This window comes from Micromonospora sp. NPDC049151, from assembly GCF_040648395.1.
Lineage (GTDB): Bacteria > Actinomycetota > Actinomycetes > Mycobacteriales > Micromonosporaceae > Micromonospora.
In genome coordinates this window covers 40,582-57,166 of sequence record NZ_JBEZDP010000002.1, presented here as the reverse complement: position 1 = coordinate 57,166, position 16,585 = coordinate 40,582, and the positions used below count along the sequence as shown (strand labels likewise).

At 74.0% G+C, this 16,585-nt stretch carries 15 protein-coding genes and 1 riboswitch; of the genes, 8 read left to right on the top strand and 7 right to left on the bottom strand.

Annotated elements, in window-relative coordinates; genetic code table 11:
• Positions 1-125 precede the first annotated feature (125 nt).
• The 6 genes from AB0B20_RS03270 (at position 126) to AB0B20_RS03245 (ending at position 6,130) form a co-directional block, all read left to right on the top strand.
• Complete coding sequence (locus tag AB0B20_RS03270; RefSeq protein WP_357383228.1) at positions 126-1,022, top strand: lysylphosphatidylglycerol synthase transmembrane domain-containing protein; 897 nt, start codon at positions 126-128, stop codon at positions 1,020-1,022.
• A gap of 69 nt (positions 1,023-1,091) precedes the next feature.
• Positions 1,092-1,721, top strand: a complete 630-nt coding sequence (gene ribA, locus AB0B20_RS03265) for a GTP cyclohydrolase II (RefSeq protein WP_357467673.1) — start codon at positions 1,092-1,094, stop codon at positions 1,719-1,721.
• Positions 1,718-2,407, top strand: coding sequence for a RibD family protein (locus tag AB0B20_RS03260; protein ID WP_357383081.1), 690 nt, complete (start codon positions 1,718-1,720; stop codon positions 2,405-2,407). The genes ribA and AB0B20_RS03260 overlap by 4 nt, the downstream gene beginning before the upstream one ends.
• Positions 2,408-2,514: 107 nt before the next feature.
• Positions 2,515-4,194: an extracellular solute-binding protein gene (locus AB0B20_RS03255; RefSeq protein WP_357467670.1), complete on the top strand. Its 1,680-nt coding sequence runs from the start codon at positions 2,515-2,517 to the stop codon at positions 4,192-4,194.
• Positions 4,191-5,213, top strand: coding sequence for an ABC transporter permease subunit (locus AB0B20_RS03250; protein WP_357467667.1), 1,023 nt, complete (start codon positions 4,191-4,193; stop codon positions 5,211-5,213). The genes AB0B20_RS03255 and AB0B20_RS03250 overlap by 4 nt, the downstream gene beginning before the upstream one ends.
• A complete protein-coding gene (locus AB0B20_RS03245; protein ID WP_357467664.1) occupies positions 5,210-6,130 on the top strand; it encodes a carbohydrate ABC transporter permease in 921 nt (306 codons plus the stop codon). Before AB0B20_RS03250 ends, AB0B20_RS03245 begins: the two co-directional genes overlap by 4 nt.
• A gap of 36 nt (positions 6,131-6,166) precedes the next feature.
• On the opposite strand, the gene AB0B20_RS03240 is transcribed toward AB0B20_RS03245, so the two are convergent.
• The 5 genes from AB0B20_RS03240 to AB0B20_RS03220 form a co-directional block, all read right to left on the bottom strand.
• Positions 6,167-6,910 carry an amino acid ABC transporter ATP-binding protein gene (locus tag AB0B20_RS03240; protein WP_357383089.1) on the bottom strand — a complete coding sequence of 248 codons (744 nt, stop codon included), beginning with the start codon at positions 6,908-6,910 and terminating at the stop codon, positions 6,167-6,169.
• Complete coding sequence (locus AB0B20_RS03235) at positions 6,907-7,683, bottom strand: amino acid ABC transporter permease (RefSeq protein ID WP_357467660.1); 777 nt, start codon at positions 7,681-7,683, stop codon at positions 6,907-6,909. The genes AB0B20_RS03240 and AB0B20_RS03235 overlap by 4 nt, the downstream gene beginning before the upstream one ends.
• Before the next feature lie 38 nt (positions 7,684-7,721).
• A complete protein-coding gene (locus tag AB0B20_RS03230) occupies positions 7,722-8,573 on the bottom strand; it encodes an ABC transporter substrate-binding protein (protein ID WP_357467656.1) in 852 nt (283 codons plus the stop codon).
• Positions 8,574-8,682: 109 nt separating this feature from the next.
• Complete coding sequence (locus AB0B20_RS03225; protein WP_357383095.1) at positions 8,683-8,808, bottom strand: hypothetical protein; 126 nt, start codon at positions 8,806-8,808, stop codon at positions 8,683-8,685.
• 33 nt (positions 8,809-8,841) lie between these two features.
• Positions 8,842-8,952, bottom strand: a riboswitch (SAM riboswitch).
• A gap of 69 nt (positions 8,953-9,021) precedes the next feature.
• A complete protein-coding gene (locus AB0B20_RS03220) occupies positions 9,022-10,497 on the bottom strand; it encodes an NAD(P)/FAD-dependent oxidoreductase (protein ID WP_357467652.1) in 1,476 nt (491 codons plus the stop codon).
• Between the two features lie 171 nt (positions 10,498-10,668).
• On the opposite strand from AB0B20_RS03220, the gene AB0B20_RS03215 reads away from it, so the two are divergent.
• Together AB0B20_RS03215 and AB0B20_RS03210 are read left to right on the top strand one after the other, a co-directional pair.
• On the top strand, positions 10,669-12,090 hold the full coding sequence (locus AB0B20_RS03215; RefSeq protein WP_357467649.1) for a hypothetical protein: 1,422 nt from the start codon (positions 10,669-10,671) through the stop codon (positions 12,088-12,090).
• A gap of 64 nt (positions 12,091-12,154) precedes the next feature.
• Positions 12,155-12,607: a hypothetical protein gene (locus tag AB0B20_RS03210; RefSeq protein ID WP_357467646.1), complete on the top strand. Its 453-nt coding sequence runs from the start codon at positions 12,155-12,157 to the stop codon at positions 12,605-12,607.
• Positions 12,608-12,661: 54 nt separating this feature from the next.
• Here the strand turns inward: AB0B20_RS03210 and AB0B20_RS03205 are convergent, their stop codons facing one another.
• Together AB0B20_RS03205 and AB0B20_RS03200 are read right to left on the bottom strand one after the other, a co-directional pair.
• The gene (locus AB0B20_RS03205) at positions 12,662-15,217 is read right to left on the bottom strand and encodes a hypothetical protein (RefSeq protein WP_357467641.1); all 2,556 of its coding nucleotides are present in this window, start codon (positions 15,215-15,217) and stop codon (positions 12,662-12,664) included.
• A complete protein-coding gene (locus tag AB0B20_RS03200; RefSeq protein WP_357467638.1) occupies positions 15,214-16,548 on the bottom strand; it encodes an SWIM zinc finger family protein in 1,335 nt (444 codons plus the stop codon). Before AB0B20_RS03200 ends, AB0B20_RS03205 begins: the two co-directional genes overlap by 4 nt.
• Positions 16,549-16,585: the final 37 nt, after the last annotated feature.

Genomic DNA, 16,585 nt, shown 5'->3' with positions numbered 1-16,585 from the left:
GACAACCGGTGGGAACAAGGGAGGACCGTTTGTCACACGTCGCCGTCGCCGGGCCCGTACCGGCCGTCGCATCCGTACCGGCCCGGCCGCGCCGGTCCCGGCCCAACGGAGCCTGGGTACGTCCGCTGCTCGGGCTCGCCGTGCTCGCCGTGCTCGTCGCGTCGGTGGGCACCGGCCCGTTCCTGGCCGGGCTGCGCCTGATCGACGCGCCCGCGCTGGCCGCCGCGCTCGGCATCGGCGTGATCACCACCGTCTGCTGCGCCTGGCGCTGGTCGCTGGTCGCCGGCGGGCTGGGCGTACGGCTGCCGATGCGCGCGGCGGTGGCGCACTGCTACCGGGCCGTCTTCCTGAACTCCACGCTGCCCGGTGGCGTGCTCGGCGACGTGCACCGGGCGGTACGGCACGGCCGCGACGCCGGGGACGTGGCCCGGGGCGTGCGGGCGGTGGTCTGGGAGCGCACCGCCGGGCAGGTGGTGCAGGTGGTGATCGCGGTGGCGCTGCTCGCCGCGTTCCCGTCGCCGGTACGCCGGTACCTGCCCGCGCTGGCCGCCGTGCTCGCCGTGGTCGCGCTGGCGCTGGTGCTCGCCGCCCGCGCGGTGCCCCGCTCCGGCGCGTCCCGCCTCGCCCGGGCGGCCCGGACCGCTGTCGCCGACGTCCGCTCCGGGGTGCTGGGCCGCCGGACGTGGGCCGGTGTGGTGGTCGCCTCGACAGTGGTGTTCGCCGGTCACCTGGCCACGTTCGTGGTGGCCGCCCGCACGGCCGGCGCGGACGCCCCGCTGTCGCATCTGCTGCCGCTGACGCTGCTGGCCCTGATGGCGATGGCGGTGCCGCTGAACGTGGGTGGTTTCGGGCCGCGCGAGGGGGTGGCCGCGTGGGCGTTCGCCTCGGCCGGGCTGACCGCCGCGCAGGGTGTGGCGACCGGCACTGTGTACGGCGCGCTGGTCCTGGTGGCCAGCCTGCCGGGCGCCGCGGTGCTGCTGGCACGGCGGATGCCCCGGCGCGAGCCCGGCAACTGTCGGTGATCCCGCCTACGGTGGGGGAGCGAGGTGTGCGTCGCCGGGTCCGCCCGGCGACCGGACGACAGGAGAACCATGGACGAAACGCTGCCCACCGCGACGGTCCGGACCCGCGTGACGGTTCCGCTCCGGTTCCCCGACGGCTACGTGACCACGGCCCGCGTGCACACCTTCCACGGTCTCGTCGACGGACGCGAGCACCTGGCGTTCGGGCTCGGTGAGCACACCGAGGTCGACCCGCCGCTGGTCCGCCCGCACAGCGAGTGCCTCACCGGGGACGTGTTCGGCAGTCAGCGCTGCGACTGCGGGCCGCAGTTGCGCGAGGCGGTGCAGCGCATCGCCGAGGCCGGTGGCTACCTGCTCTACCTGCGGCAGGAGGGGCGCGGCATCGGCCTGTACGCCAAGCTCGACGCGTACGCCCTGCAGGACGACGGCCTCGACACGTACGAGGCGAACCTCGCGCTCGGGCGCGGCGCGGACGAGCGCGACTACACGGTGGCCGCGCAGATGCTCGCCGCGCTGGGCGTGGACCGGGTGGCCCTGCTCAGCAACAACCCGGACAAGGCGGCCCAGCTCGAACGCCTCGGCGTGACGGTGGCCGACCGGGTGTCCACCGGCGTGCACCTGTCCCCGGCCAACGCCGGCTACCTGGCGGCCAAGGTGACCCGCGCCGACCACGCCCTCGACCTGCCGTTCGTGCCGTGACCACCCGCCCGTACGTGCTGCTCAGCTGCGCGATGTCGATCGACGGCTACATCGACGACGCCAGCGCCGAGCGGCTGCTGCTGTCGAACGACGACGACCTGGACCGGGTCGACGCGACCCGGGCCGGGTGCGACGCGATCCTGGTGGGCGCGGCCACCGTGCGCCGCGACGACCCCCGCCTGCTGGTGCGCAGCGAGCAACGGCGGGCCGAGCGGGTGGCGCGCGGGTTGCCGCCGTCGCCGGTGAAGGTGACTGTCACCGGCAGCGGTGACCTCGATCCGGGTGCCCGGTTCTTCACCACCGGTGACGGGCTCAAGCTGGTCTACTGCCCGAGCGGCGTGGTGGACAAGGCCCGCGAGCAGGTGGGCGCCGTGTCGACGGTGGTCGACGCGGGGGATCCGGCCACCCCGGAGGCGGTGGTGGCCGACCTGGCCGGGCGTGGGGTGACGCGCCTGATGGTGGAGGGCGGCGGCATGGTGCACCGCCAGTTCCTGACCGCCGGCCTGGCCGACGAGTTGCACCTGGTGGTGGCGCCGTTCTTCGTGGGGGACAGGCGGGCGCCGCGCTTCGTCGGGGACGGCCGCTTCCCGTGGCACGCGGGGCGCCGGGCCCGGGTGGTCGAGGTGCGCCAGATCGGCGACGTGGTCCTCACCCGGTACGCGTTGTCCGACCGCTGCCCGGCCTGACCGCCGTGTCGATCCGGTCCGCCCTTGTGCAAGCTCACGGTCGTGATTAGTTTGTTGACCATCCATACGAACTAATCCGCTGTGCTTCCCTTCCCGAAGGGGGACCGATGACCGCGCACCACCCCGACCCGGGCTCCTCCCGCCGCCGCTTCCTCGGCCTGGTCGGCCTCGGCGTGGCCGCCACCGCCACCGGCCCGCTGCTCGCCGGCTGCTCGGAGAAGCCGGCCGGCTCCGGCGCCGCCCAGAACCTCGACGCCGTCTCCGGCCTGCTGCCCACCCGCAAGGACCTGCCCGGCGGCATCAAACCCGACATCGTCGGCACCCGCCCGGTGCCCGACGGCTACACCAGCTACCCGACGAGCCTCGTCGACGCCATCACCGACAAGCCCGGCACCAGCGGCAAGCAGGTCACCGCGATGACGCCGGCCTGGGGCCCGGCACCGCCCGGAGTCGCGCAGAGCGCCTACCTCCAGGCCGTGAACGCCGAGCTGGGCACGCCCGTCAACTTCACCATCCAGGACGGCAACACGTACGCCGACAAGCTCAACGCCATGCTCGGTGCGCGGGACGTCCCGGACCTGCTGTGCGTACCGGGGTGGGAGGTGGAGAAGATCCCGCGTTTCGCCGAGGCGATCAAGGTGCTCTTCGAGGACCTGACCGACCACCTCAAGGGCGACGCCGCCGGCGCGTACCCGATGCTGGCGAGCTTCCCCACCGGGGCCTGGCGGCGTGCGGTGTGGAACGAGCGGATCATGTCCGTGCCCAACCCCACTGACGGGCCGTTCCCGTGGGCGCTGTTCACCCGCAAGGACGTGCTCGACGCCCGCGGCCTGGCCGTGCCGGCGAACCTGGACGACCTGCTCGCCGCGGCCAAGCAGGTCACCGACCCGGCGCGCAAGGTGTGGGCGTTCAACGACGTCTTCGCCATGATCCAGATGTTCCACAAGGTGCCGGGCCACAAGGGCGGGTGGCGGGTCAAGTCTGACGGCACGCCCGAGTTCAAGTACGAGACCGAGGAGTTCCGCCGCGCGCTGGAGGTCATGGCCAAGATCTACGCGGACGGCCTGGTCCACCCGGACGTTGTGGCCAGCAAGGGCGCGGACGCCAAGCAGTTGTTCGCCAAGAACGGCGCGATCGTGTTCCTCCAGGACGGCGTCGGCTTCTGGCAGGGCGCCCAGGCCGAGCACCAGAAGACCAACCCCAAGCTCAACATCCAGGCGGTGCCGATCTTCTCCGCCACCGGCGGCGACCCGCTGGTCTGGGGCGACGACGAGCCGATCTCCTACACGTTCGTCAAGAAGGGCCTCGGCAAGGACCGGGTCCAGGAGCTGCTGCGGATCATCAACTGGTGCTCCGCGCCACTGGGCAGCCAGGAGGCCCAGCTGCGGGACTTCGGGGTCGCGGGCAAGCACCACACCCCGTCGCCGAACGGCCCGGTCAAGACCGACCTGGCGTTCAAGGAGATCGCCAACCAGTACTTCTTCATCAGCGGCCGCAACCCCACCATCGGGCCGTTCCCGGACACCCCGCGCTTCGTGCCGGACGTGCTCGCGTACTCCAACGAGATGGTCAAGCACATGGAGCCCAACCCCTGGGCGGGCGTGAAGCTGGAGATGCCGGCCGCTTACAAGGCCAACCAGGTGCCCACCGAGGACAAGTTCACCGACGTGCTGCGCGGCCGCCGACCGCTCAGCGACGTGGACGCCATCGTCAAGGAGTGGAAGGCGAACGGCGGCGAGGAGGCCCGAAAGCTGCTCGCCGACTCGCTGCCGAAGGAGGGCCGGTGAACGAGCCGGCCGTCCTGGCCGGGCCCGAGCGGGCCCGGCCGGACGCGCCGGCCCCACCGGGCCGCCCGCCCCGTCGCCGCCCGTCCCGCCGCCGGGTGCCGCTGCGCACCCGGCTGCGCCGGGACTGGCAACTGCTCGCCATGGTGGCGCCCGGCTTCCTCATCCTGCTGATCTTCAGCTACCTGCCGATCGCCGGCAACGTGATCGCCTTCCAGGACTACAACCCCTACCTGGGCGACAACCCGTGGCAGGCGTTCCTGCACAGCGACTGGATCGGCTTCGGGCAGTTCCAGCTGCTCTTCGACGACCCGGCGTTCTGGGACGCGTTCCGCAACACGCTGGCGATCACCGCGTTCCAGCTGGTGTTCTTCTTCCCGCTGCCGATCCTGCTGGCGATCGCGCTGCACAACCTGCTGTCCAGCCGGCTGCGCGGACTGATCCAGACCATCGTCTACCTGCCGCACTTCTTCAGCTGGGTGCTGGTGGTGACGTTCTTCGTGGCGATGCTCGGCGGCGCCGGGCTGCTCGCGCAGACCATGCGCGAGGCCGGGACGCAGCCGTGGAACGTGATGACCAACCCGGACACGTTCATCGTCCTGGTCACCGTCGAGGCGGTGTGGAAGGACGTCGGCTGGGGCACGATCGTCTTCCTGGCCGCGCTGTCCACCATCGACCAGAACCTCTACGAGGCCGCCGCCGCGGACGGTGCCGGCCGGTGGCGGCGGCTGTGGCACATCACGCTGCCCGGCCTGCGGCCGGTGATCGTGCTGCTGCTCATCCTGCGCCTGGGTGACGCGCTCTCCGTCGGCTTCGAGCAGTTCCTCCTGCAACGCGACGCCGTCGGCCGGCAGGCCGCCGAGGTGCTCGACACCTTCGTCTACCACTTCTCCATCGCCACCGGGAACTACGGCTACGGCGCGGCCGCCGGACTGTTCAAGGCCGTCATCGGGCTGGTGCTGATCCTGGCCGCCAACCGCGTGGCGCACATGCTCGGCGAACGAGGGATCTACTCGAAGTGACCACGCTCATCCGCCGGGTCGCCGGCGACCGACAGCGCCGGCCGGTGTGGCAGGAACCGCCCACCCCCCTCGGCCAGGGGCTCAAGGCCGCCATGCTCACCCTGCTGGTGGCGGGCGTGCTGTTCCCGCTCTGGGTGATCCTGGTGACCAGCCTCTCCTCCCGGGAGACCATCGCGCGGGCCGGCGGCCTGGTGGTCGTGCCCAGGGGCGTCGACACGTCCGCGTACGAGACGATCTTCGCCGGCGGCGCTGTCACCCGGGCCCTGTGGATCAGCACGCTGGTCACCGTCTTCGGCACCGCCATCGCGCTGACCGTCACAGTGCTCGCCGCGTATGGGCTGTCCCGGCCGGGCTCGCTGGGCCACCGCTGGCTGCTGGCGTACTTCCTGATCCCGTTCCTGGTCTACCCGCCGCTGGTGCCGCGCTACCTGGTGGTCACCGGGCTGGGGCTGAAGGACACCATCTGGGCGCTGGTCCTGCCGCCGGCGATCAGCGTGTTCAACCTGGTCGTGGTGCGCGGGTTCTTCCAGGGCATCCCGTCGGAGCTGCTGGACAGCGCCCGCATCGACGGCGCGAGCGACTTCCGGACGCTCGCGCGCATCGTGCTGCCGCTGTCCCGCGCGGTGATCGCCGTGGTCGGCCTGTTCTACGCGGTCAGCTACTGGAACGTCTGGTTCGACGCGCTGCTGTTCATCGACAGCAACGACATGTACCCGATCCAGCGGGTGCTGCAGAGCTACCTGCTGGCCGGGCAGGCTCCGCACACCTCCGGTGGGAGCAGCGGGGTGACCATGCCACCGACCGAGGCGGTCAAGATGGCGGTGGTGGTGCTGACCGTCGCGCCGATCGTCGCCGTCTATCCGTTCATCCAGCGGCACTTCGTCAAGGGCGTGCTGATCGGCGCGGTGAAGGGCTGAGGGCGCGTCCGGGCGCGGCGCACCGCACCGGGGATGTCAGAGCACCTGGGACAGGAAGCGCCGCAGCCGGGGATGCTCCGGCGCGTCGAACACCGCCTCCGGCGGCCCGGCCTCAAGCACCACTCCCGCGTCCATGAACGCCACAGTGTCGGCGACGCTGCGCGCGAACCCCATCTCGTGCGTCACCACGACCATGGTCATCCCGGCGGCGGCCAGGTCCGCCATCACCGCGAGCACGCCCTTCACCAGTTCCGGGTCCAGCGCGCTGGTCGCCTCGTCGAAGAGCATCACCTGCGGGCGCAGCGCCAGCGCCCGCGCGATGGCGACGCGCTGCTGCTGGCCGCCGGAGAGCTGCGCCGGCCGCGCGTCCGCCTTGCCGGCCAGGCCGACCAGGTCGAGCTGGGCGCGGGCGAGCGCCACCGCCTCGTCCTCGCTCAGCTTCTTGAGCTTGCGCAGCGCCAGCGTGATGTTGCGCAGCACGCTCAGGTGCGGGAACAGGTTGAACTGCTGGAACACCATGCCGATGCGCTGGCGCAGCGCGTCCGGGTCGTCGCGCAGCACGCTGCGCCCGTCCAGCAGCACGTCGCCCCGGTCCGGCTCGATCAGCCGGTTGATGGTGCGCAGCAGCGTCGACTTGCCGGAGCCGGACGGGCCGATCACGCAGGCCGCCCGGCCCCGGGCCACGTCCAGGTCCGCGCCGCGCAGCACCCGGTGCGCGCCGAAGGCCAGGTGCACGTCGCGGACGGCCAGGCTGACCGAGGTCGTGGTGGCGGTGGTCATCGCGGGTCCTTTCCGGACGGGGTCAGGTCGGCCGGCTCGGCGTCGGGCTCCGGCTCGGGCGGCGCGGCCGGGCGGCCCTGCCGCAGGCGCCGGTCCAGCCAGTTGACCGCGTGGGTCAGCGGCACGGTCAGCACCAGGTAGAACAGACCAGCCAGCAGCAGCGCGGACTGGTTGCCGGTGTTCGCCGCGTAGTCCTGCCCGATCCGGAACAGCTCCCGCTGGCTGGCCAGCAGGCCGAGGAAGTAGACCAGGCTGGAGTCCTTGATCAGCGCGATGAGCTGGTTGACCCAGGCGGGCAGGACCCGGCGTACGCCCTGCGGGATGATCACCAGGCGCATCGCCTCGCCCCAGGAGAAGCCGAGCGCCCGCGCGCCCTCCAACTGGGCGGCCTCCACGCTCAGGATGCCGGCCCGGAAGATCTCGCCCAGGTAGGCCGAGGCGATCAGCGACAGCGCCAGCACGCCCAGCGGATAGGGGTTCGGGCCCCACACCTGCATGCCGAGCGGCGCCAGGCCCACGCCGATGAGCAGGATGGTCGCCGCGGCCGGCAGGCCGCGGAACACGTCGGTGTAGACCCGCGCCGGCCACCGCAACCATCGGGTACGCGAGATGCCGGCGACGGCCAGCAGCATGCCCAGCACCGAGCCGAGCAGGGCGGCGGAGACCGCCAGGGTGAGCGTGTTGGGCAGCCCGACGGTGAGCATCTCGGGCAGCGCCTCGCGCATCGAGTCCCAGTCGAAGAACGTCTCCCACAGCGTGCTCAGTGGATCCATGTCCGCTCCGTCCGCCCTGCTCGTGCTCGGTTACCGGTTCAGGAGGCGGCCGTCGGCGACGGCACTGCCACCGACCCGCTGCCCGGCTTGAAGTCGGCCGGCACCGGCCGCCCCGGGTAGTACTCGGCCTGCAGGCGGCTCCACGTGCCGTCGGCGATCACCTCGTCCAGGCCCTTGTTGAGCGCCTCGCGCAGCTTGTCGTCGCCCTTCGCCACCGCGTACGCGGTCGGGGTGGGGCTGAGCTGCTTCGCCGCGACCTTGATCTTGCCGTTGCTGTCGGCGGCGGACTTGTCGCCGATCTCGGCCGGGGCGATCCAGGCGTCAGCGGTGCCGGCCTTGAGCTGGTTGATCGCGCTGTTGTAGTCGGGCACCCGCACCGGGTCGAGGTTCTGCTTGGTGGCGTAGTCGTCCTGCACGGTGCCCTGGACCACCACCACCCGCTTGCCGGCGAGCTGGTCGAAGCCGGTGATCGGGGAGCCGGCGGGCACGTCCAGGCCGAAGTAGCCGAAGTCGTAGCCGTTGCCGAAGTCGACGGTCTTCTTCCGCGCCTCGGTGATCGTGATCGAGGAGCTGCCCACGTCGAACTTGCCGCTGTTGACCTGCGCGAGCAGGCCGGAGAAGTCGGTGCCGACGAACTCCACCTTCAGGCCGATCTTGGCGGCCACGGCGCGCAGCAGCTCGTTGTCGAAGCCGGTGAACTCGCCGTCCTTCAAAAAGACGTTCGGCGGGGCGTCGGTGAGCGTGCCGGCGCGGATCACGCCGGGCTGGAGCAGGCCGTACGGGTTGTCGGCCGCGTCGGTGTCGTCGCCGCAGGCGGTGAGCGCGGTGACGGCGAGCAGGGCGGCCGCGCCGACGGCGGCGGCACGGGTCAGGACGGTACGGAAACGCACGATGTCTCTCCAGAGTGGACGGACGCGCGGGGTGCGCGTCGACGCCGGCCCGCCGGACGGACGGCCGGGCCGGAGAAGGTGGATCGGGGAAAGGAGGGGTGGCGCTCGCTCAGCGCGCGAGGCGACAGCCGTCGCTGCACACCCGCATCAGGTCGACGTGGCGGCGCTTGACCAGCGCGAAGCGGGCCGGGTACGCGGCGACGTCGCCGGATGGGGTGGAGGGTGGTGCGGACATCGGTCTCCCTGGTCTGTTGCTGACCTGGGTGCCAGGCCACGCTTGCACCGGCGGCTGCCGGTGCCTGGTCTTCACCCGGGGCACCCCACCGCGGAGGAGGGTTGCCGGCCAGCGAGCCGGGGCTTCGCGCTGGCGCTCATGACCTGCCCAGAAGGCTAGCAGCACCGCGGCGGCGCTCGTCCAGGGGTTATGACCACCCTCACGCGCCGGGCCTCACCGCCGGGCCGGGACGACCGGCGCGTCCCGGCCGGTACCGTGCCGCGACGGGCTGCGCTGCTCGTGGTAGTCCTGCTCGACGTTGACGGTCCAGACGTCGTGGCCCGCGCCGTGCGCGATGTTCTCCGCGGTCAGCATCGCCGTCAGCATCGAGTGGTCGGCGTTGTTGTACCGGTGCATGCCGTTGCGCCCGACCGGGTGCACGTTCGGCACGTTCGCGGCCAGCCAGTCCCGGATCACGTCGACGTTGCGCTGGTACCGCTCGTCGTAGACCGGGTACGCCTTCGGCATCCGGACCACGTGGCCCGCCTCGACGCACCCGGACTTCACCAGGCCGAGGCGTTCCAGCTCGGCGGTGGCGAACGCGACGAGCTCCGCGTCCGGCGTCCGCCACATCTCGTCGCCCTCGAAGACGAAGTACTCCAGCCCCAGGCAGGTCCGCCCGTCCTTGACCAGGTACGGCGACCACGAGCCGAAGTTCTGGATCCGGCCCACCCGGGCGGCCGGGTCGTGCACGTAGATCCAGTTGTCCGGGAACGAGAACTCCTCGGGCACCACGAGCGCCACGGTCAGGAAGTCCCGGTACCGCAGGTCGTCGGCGGCGGCCCGCACCTCGGGCGGCGCCTCCGGGCGCATCGCCCGCACCAGCGCGGAGATCGGCATCGAGGAGATCACGTGGTCGGCCGGCTCGGTGCGCTCCCCGCCCGCGCCGGCCACCGTCACGGCGGTGGCCCGCCGCGCGGCCGGATCCCGGTGCACCTCGGTCACCAAGGCGCCGGTACGCACGGTGCCGCCCCGCGCGGTGACCTCCTCGGCACAGCGCTCCCACATCATCCCCGGGCCGTGCTTCGGGTACTGGAACTCCTCGATCAGGCTCGTCACGTCTGTGCGGTTGCGGCGGGGCAGCAGCGCGTTGCGCATCGCCGTGGCCAGCGACAGGTTCTTGATCCGCTGGGCGGCCCAGTCGGCCTGCAACCGGTCCGCCGGCATCCCCCAGACCTTCTCCGTGTACGTCTTGAAGAAGATCGAGTAGAGCCGCCAGCCGAACCGCGCCGACACCCACCCCTCGAAGTGCGACTGGTCCTTCGGCGGGCGCAGCCGGGCCCGGCCGTACGAGCCCAGACAGCGCACCGCCTCCAGCAGGCCGAGGTTGCGCAGCGCGTTGCCGGCGCTGAGCGGGTAGTCGAACAGCGCGCCCCGGTAGTAGATCCGGCTCATCCGCGGCCGGAGCAGGAAGTCCTCGTCGGGCAGGATCTCGTGCCAGAAGTCCTCGACCCGGGACACCTTGGTGAAGAAGCGGTGCCCGCCGATGTCGAAGCGCCAGCCGTCACGCTCCACCGTCCGGCTGATCCCGCCCACCACGTCGTCGGCCTCGTAGACCCGGACCGGCTCGCCGTGCCGCAGCAGCTCGTACGCGGCGGTCAGCCCGGCCGGCCCCGCCCCGATGATCACGGTCCCGTCGCCGTCGCCCATGCCGTACGCGCCCCCTCGCCCGCCGATGCGGCAGCGCGCTTACCCGCCCTGGCGGCGTCCTCACCTGCCGGTTCCCGCCGGTCCGGCGGGTGTGAGCCGGTCCGGACGGGGAACGCGCACCGGGTTTTGCGGCCGGGCGAGCCGGCCCGAGGGCCGGACGGCGGGAGCGCGATGGCGGACGAAGGGCGGGCCGAGCCCGGCGGCACGGCCGGACCCGATCGTGCCGCCGACCCCGGCGGCCCGGCCCGGCCCGGCGGCACAGCCCGGCCGGACCGAGCGGCCGACCCCGGCGTCTCGGCACGCGCCGACGTCGATGGAGACCACGAACCGGACCAGGTCGCCGACCACCGAGCCGACGGGCCCGACCGCGCGGCCGGTGGCGGCACACGCGCGGGGCGTACCCGATGGTGGTCGCGGGCAGCGGCAGTCGCCCGCCGGCTGCCGGAGCCGTGGGGGTTCGTGCTCGCCGTCTTCGCCGGGTCGAAGCTCGTGCTCAGTCTGATCGGCGTGCTGGTGCTCGCCGCGTGGGACGGGGTGCCGGGCGCGCCACCGCCCGCCGAGACCGCGATGCGTGCCCAGCAGGACGCGATCTCGTCCCACCGCTGGTTCTCGCTCTGGTTCGCCTGGGACTCGTTCCTCTACGAGCACCTGGCCCGCCTGCCGCTGGACCGGCCGTGGCCGGACTTCGGCTTCCCGCTGCTCTACCCGTTCCTGGCGCGGCCGCTCGCGCCGCTGCTCGGCGGGCACACCGCCTGGGCGCTGCTGCTGGTGAGCAACGTGGCGCTGGTGGTCCAGCTCTACTACGCGTACCGGCTGGGGGGCCGGCTGCTCGGCGGCGCGGGACCGGCCGGCGGGCGGCGGGCGGTCCGGTACCTGCTGCTCCTGCCGACGGCGTTCCTGTTCCAGGCGGCGCTCACCGAGTCGCTGTTCGTCTGCCTCGCGCTGGCCGCCTTCTGGTACGCCGAGCGAGGCCGCTGGCTGCTCGTCGGCGTCGTCGGCTACTTCCTGGCGATGAGCCGCTCGGTCGGTTTCCTCGTGGTGGTGCCGCTGGCGCTGGTGCTGCTGCGCGAGCACGGGTGGCGGGCCGGTCCCCGGCGGTGGCCGCGCCTGGTGCGGCAGGGCTGGCCGCTGCTGCTGGTCCCGGCGGGCTGGCTGACGTTCATGGCGTTCTGCCGGTGGCAGAGCGGCGACTGGTTCGCCTACCAGCACGCCCAGGAGACCGGCTGGGGGATCCGGCTGCAGAACCCGATCACGACCGCCGCGTCCGCGCTGACCGGCGGCAACTCGGCCGACGCGCTGCGGGTCTGGATCGCCGTGGCGACGGTGGCGGTGGCGGTCGTCGGGCTGCGCCGCCGCGCCGACTGGCCGTACCTGGTCTACACGCTCGTCATGGTGCTGGTGCCGCTGTCGATGGGGCCGCCGGTGTACAAGAGCCTGCTGCGCTACCTGCTCGCCGCCTTCCCCGTGGCGTTCGTGCTGGCCCGCTGGGCGCGGCGACGCGGCCTCGACGGCTGGCTCACCGCCGTGCTGGCGCTGGTGCAGGGCGCGTTGTTCGCGGTGTGGCTCACCTACTGGACCCACCTGATCATCTGACCGCTGCCGTCGTGGCCGTGCGGGCTGTCCGGCGGGACTGCCGGGTGGGCCGCAGAATGGGCGGATGACCGACCGGCGCGTGACTCTCGACGACCTCGGCGCCTGGTTGATCAAGGGCAACGCGGACGCGGTGGACCTGGCGGCCCGCTTCGCCGCCGACCCGCGCGTGAGCGGCTGGTGCGTCCGCCCCGGCTACCGGGTACGCCTCATGCGCGCCGGCCAGCCGGTGGTGTTCTGGGCCAGCGGCAGCCGGGGCCGCGCGCCGTACGGCGTCTGGGGCGTCGGCCGGCTCGCCGCCCCTGCCGTGCCCGGGGCACCGGGCGAGACGTGGACCGCGCAGCTGGACCTGACGATCCTGGACGAGCCGCTGCGGGTACGCCGCGACCTGATGCGCGCCGACCCACGGCTGGCCGGCGCGGAGGTGCTCCGGCAGCCGCAGGCGGCGAACCCGTCCTACCTGACAGTGGCCCAGTTCGAGGCGCTGCGCGGCTACCTGCCCCGGGACGGGCACGCCTGACCGGTCCGCCCGGTCCGCCCGGTGCGCTTGTGCCCCCGCTGTCGACGTGCCGGCTCAGGCGGCCAGGGCGGCGGTGAGCCGACGGGCCTCGGCGACCAGCCGGCTGCCGCCGCCCCGGGCCACCACGTCGGCCAGCCCCGGTATCTCGATCCGCACCCCCGTAGCGGTCGCGGTCTCCGCCGCCAGCGCCAGCAGGTCGGGTGTGCCCCGGGGCGGCGCCGGCTCGGCCAGCAGCGGCGGCAACGCCGCGGCGAGCAGCAGCCACACGCTCAGCGGGGCGCCCGCCGCCACCGCGTCGCGCAGCGGCGTGACCGCCCGCGTCAGCGTCACCTGCCCGCCGGCCGCCAGCGCGCCGAGGTGCCCGCCGGTCGCCGGCGCGTCCAGGTCACCCGCGGCGGCCAGGATCAGCACCGCGTCGAGCGCGGCCACCCGGTCCGCCTCGTGGCGGGCGCACAACCCGTAGGCCAGCGCCAGATCGAGGGCCGGTCCGCCCGCGCCGGTGCATTCGGCCAGCACCGGCAGGGCCGCGGCGTGCCCGAGGCTGTCCTCCTGCGCCGCGCCGGCCACCTCGGGCAGCAGGTGGGCGGCGACCACACCCCGGTGCCCGGGCAGGACGGCCGGCCAGACGTCACCCCAGCTGTCGGTCCACCGGCCGATCGGCCTGGGCGTCAGGGTGAGCAGGCCGAGCCGGTCCTCGACGCCATCCGGCGGGGTGAGCGCGACGAGCGTCCGGCCCTCGGGCAGCTGGTCGTAGCCCCAGTCGTACCCGGCCGACCGCGCCCGCCGGCCCACCGCCACCACCTGCTGCGCCGGGGCCGGCACGGCGTCGCCGCGCAGCCAGCGGGCCAGCTCGTCGCCGGCCGGCGTGCGCAGCGTCGCGGCACGCTCGGCCAGCGGCCCGTCGACGCCGGCCGGCAGGCGCAGCAGGGCCTGCGCGAGATCCCAGCGCCACACCGGACGGTCACCCAGCCCCGCGATCCGTTCGTAGAGCGCCACCGGCTCGATCGCCCCGGTGACCGAGGTCGGCGCGGACAGCAGGCCCGGGTCGTCGCGGCCGTCCAGCCGCTGCCCGATCTCGGCCAGGCGGGTGCAGGCGAGCTGGACGGGCGCGGGCCGGCGTGTGGCCGGAACCGGCGCACCACCGCGGAACGGGAACGGCGCGCGCGGGCGGGACTCGGCCAGCAGCGTGCTCCACTTGTCGCGGCGGATCGCCGCCTCGGCCTCGCCGCAGACGGCAAGCAGCAGCCCGTGCATCTGGGCCGAGATTTTGAACACCGACCAGGGATGGTCGTACGCGCCGACCCGCTCGCGGCGCACCACAGGCAGGAGAGCCGCCGCGAGCCGTTCGCGGTCGGCGGTGCCGAGCCGGACCAGTCCGTCCATGACGCGTTCCGTGGTCAGCGCGGGCCAGCGCCGGCCGAGCGACGCCGCGACCTCCTCCACCAGCTCGTCCACGTCGTCGATCGGCGGCGGCGCGTCCGCCGCCGGCAGCGGCGGCGGCAGGTCGTCGCGGGCCTCGGCAACCGTGGTGACGGCGACCGGCCGGTGGCCGTGCCGCTGCGCCAGCGTCAGCGCGCGCTCGCGCAGGCCGGCGTCCGGATGATCGGCCGCGACGGCGAGCACCGCGCCGATCTCCGCGGCCTGATCCGGGTGCTGCCGGGCCAGCCGGTCGAGCCAGGACACCTGCGCCCGGACCAGTGCCTTCTCCGGCCGGGCCAGCACCGTCCGCGCGGCCTCCCACAGCGCCTCCGGCTCGGCGGCGTCGCCGGCCTGCCGGAGCGTCCGCTGAGCGAGGCGGGCCACCGGTCCCGGCCCGTCGGTGAGCAGCCGCAGATAGGCGCTCGACCGCGTCGCCACCTCGTCCGGGGCCGGCGCCAGCAGGTCGTGCAGGACCAGGAACGGGCGCAGCGCGCCCGGCCGGTCGCCGCGCAGCAGCCGGCCGAGGACGCCGTTGAGCAGGACCGCCGGGTCGAGCCGGCCCTCCGCGGCCAGCGCCGCCAGAGCCCGGGGCAGCGCATCCGCGTCCGTGCCCGCGCCGTCGCCGCGGGCCAGCTCGGTGCCCACACCGTCCACCTCGAACAGGCGCGGCAGCAGTGCGTCGAGGAACGGGTCCGCGCGCAGCCGGTCCACAGTCGGTGGGCGCGTCCCGCGCGGGTCCGGCGAGCCCTGCGCGGCGGCCCAGCCACGCACGAAGTCGTCCCCGGTCGGCGGCGGCGCCTTCTCCGCCAGCAGGAGACCGGCGACGAACCGCCAGCCCGCGAGCATCCGGTCCCGGGGGAGCCGGTCGGCCAGCTTGTACGCCACGTCGGCCAGCCAGGTCACCCCGCGTTCCCGGGCGGCCTCGACCACCGGCGCCGGATCGGCGTCGTCGAGCCAGACCGACCGGCGGCCCAGCAACGCGGCCACCTTTGCCGGGGTGCTGAGCGTGCCGACGGCGGCCACCGCCAGCGCGGTCGCCTCGGCATTCCACCACCAGGCATCCCGCCGCTGCCGGACGTGGGCGACCAGGGCCTCGCCGAGCGCCCGGCGGACCGGCTCGTCCAGCTCGGCCAGCGCCGACCGGACCCGCGACGGCCGTCCGCTTACCAGCGGCTTGAAGAACTCCCTCACGCCAGCGCCTCCACCGGTGCCGCGACCATCGACACGGCCAGCGCGTGCCGGCACGGCCCCCGCTGCCCCCGGTGCCGCGCCCACCAGCGGCAGGAACACGAGTACGCGCCGTCCGGGTGGCGGCGTACCCGGTAGACCTCGTCGTCGGTGCGTACCGTCGCGTTCTCGCCGTCGCGCTCGACGGCGCTACGCTCGACGAGCGCCCGCGCGCCGACCAGCCGAGGGTTGTCCCGCTCCGCGCGGCCCGCGTCGTAGGGCATGACCCGGTGGAAGTACGCCCCGTCCGCCACGTCGTACCCGACCCGCCCGGCGGTGCCCAGCTGGGCGAGCGCGGCCCGTACCCGCTCGTCGGGCAGCGCGGCCGCGTCGGCCAGCGCTGCCACGTCGATCGCCGGATCCCAGTTGAGCAGCGCGCCCACCAGCTCCGCGTCGTCGACCACGTCGTCGCCGGCGAGCGCCGCCAGGGCCGCGCCCTCACCGGAGAACCCCCGGTACGGCTCGGGGGACAACGTGAGCGACACCCGCAGCGCCCCGGTGTCCAGCTCCCACGTGCTCGGCAGGGCCGGCGACCCGGCGCGCACCGCCGGGCCGTACACCCGCAGGGAGCGCGCGTGCCGCAGCACGCCGCGCAGCGCCGCGAGCCGGCCCGCGCCGGCCAGGCAGACAGCGCCCGGCACCGGGCGGGAGGTCAGCCGCAGCGTACGCCCGGCGGGCACCGCCCACAGCACGCTCCGGTCGTTCGCGGCCGGCAGCCGGCGCAGGAACGCCGCCGCCTCCGTCGCCGGGATCTCGGCGCGCGGCTCGAAGCCGGCGGTGAGCATGTGCACCTCGGCGAAGCCGCGCAGCCAGCGGCCGGGCAGCGGCACCTTCCGCTCGACCACCGCCCCATCCATCGTGGAGACGGTCAGGTCGTCCGGGCCGACCGCCACGTGCAGCGGCTCGATGCCGCCGACCCGGGCCAGCGCCTCCCGCAGCGGCGGGTTGACGTCCACGTTCGTGGTGCCGTGGCCGCTGATCTCGCCGTCCAGCCCGGCCGGCAGCACGTCCATCCGCGCGTACACCCCGCAGCAGCCGGAGAACGACTCGAACCGCAGGCGGCCCCGGCTGCCGGTGACCACCGGATCCAGGCTGGCCGGGTTGACCGGCTGGTGGTAACGGGTGCGTGCCACCTCGGCGACGGCGAGCAGCCCGGCCGCCGCCGCGGCGGGAGCGGTGAGGAACCCGGCGAAGAAGCGCGGGTTGGCCGCCGGGCCGCCGCAGGTCTGCAGATCGAGACCGGCGGCGCGCAGCGCGGACGGCTGAAGATATCGGTACGTCTGGACGGCGTTCACGGCGCAGACCGTAGAGCGACCGACCGACAAAAACGCG

Bases quoted from the DNA above. Each gene is read 5' to 3' on its own strand.
- AB0B20_RS03220 (WP_357467652.1), bottom strand. From the start codon at position 10,497: ATGGGCGACGGCGACGGGACCGTGATCATCGGGGCGGGGCCGGCCGGG.
- AB0B20_RS03225 (WP_357383095.1), bottom strand. From the start codon at position 8,808: ATGTCCGCACCACCCTCCACCCCATCCGGCGACGTCGCCGCGTACCCG.
- AB0B20_RS03215 (WP_357467649.1), top strand. From the start codon at position 10,669: ATGGCGGACGAAGGGCGGGCCGAGCCCGGCGGCACGGCCGGACCCGAT.
- AB0B20_RS03210 (WP_357467646.1), top strand. From the start codon at position 12,155: ATGACCGACCGGCGCGTGACTCTCGACGACCTCGGCGCCTGGTTGATC.
- AB0B20_RS03235 (WP_357467660.1), bottom strand. From the start codon at position 7,683: ATGGATCCACTGAGCACGCTGTGGGAGACGTTCTTCGACTGGGACTCG.
- ribA (WP_357467673.1), top strand. From the start codon at position 1,092: ATGGACGAAACGCTGCCCACCGCGACGGTCCGGACCCGCGTGACGGTT.
- AB0B20_RS03255 (WP_357467670.1), top strand. From the start codon at position 2,515: ATGACCGCGCACCACCCCGACCCGGGCTCCTCCCGCCGCCGCTTCCTC.
- AB0B20_RS03240 (WP_357383089.1), bottom strand. From the start codon at position 6,910: ATGACCACCGCCACCACGACCTCGGTCAGCCTGGCCGTCCGCGACGTG.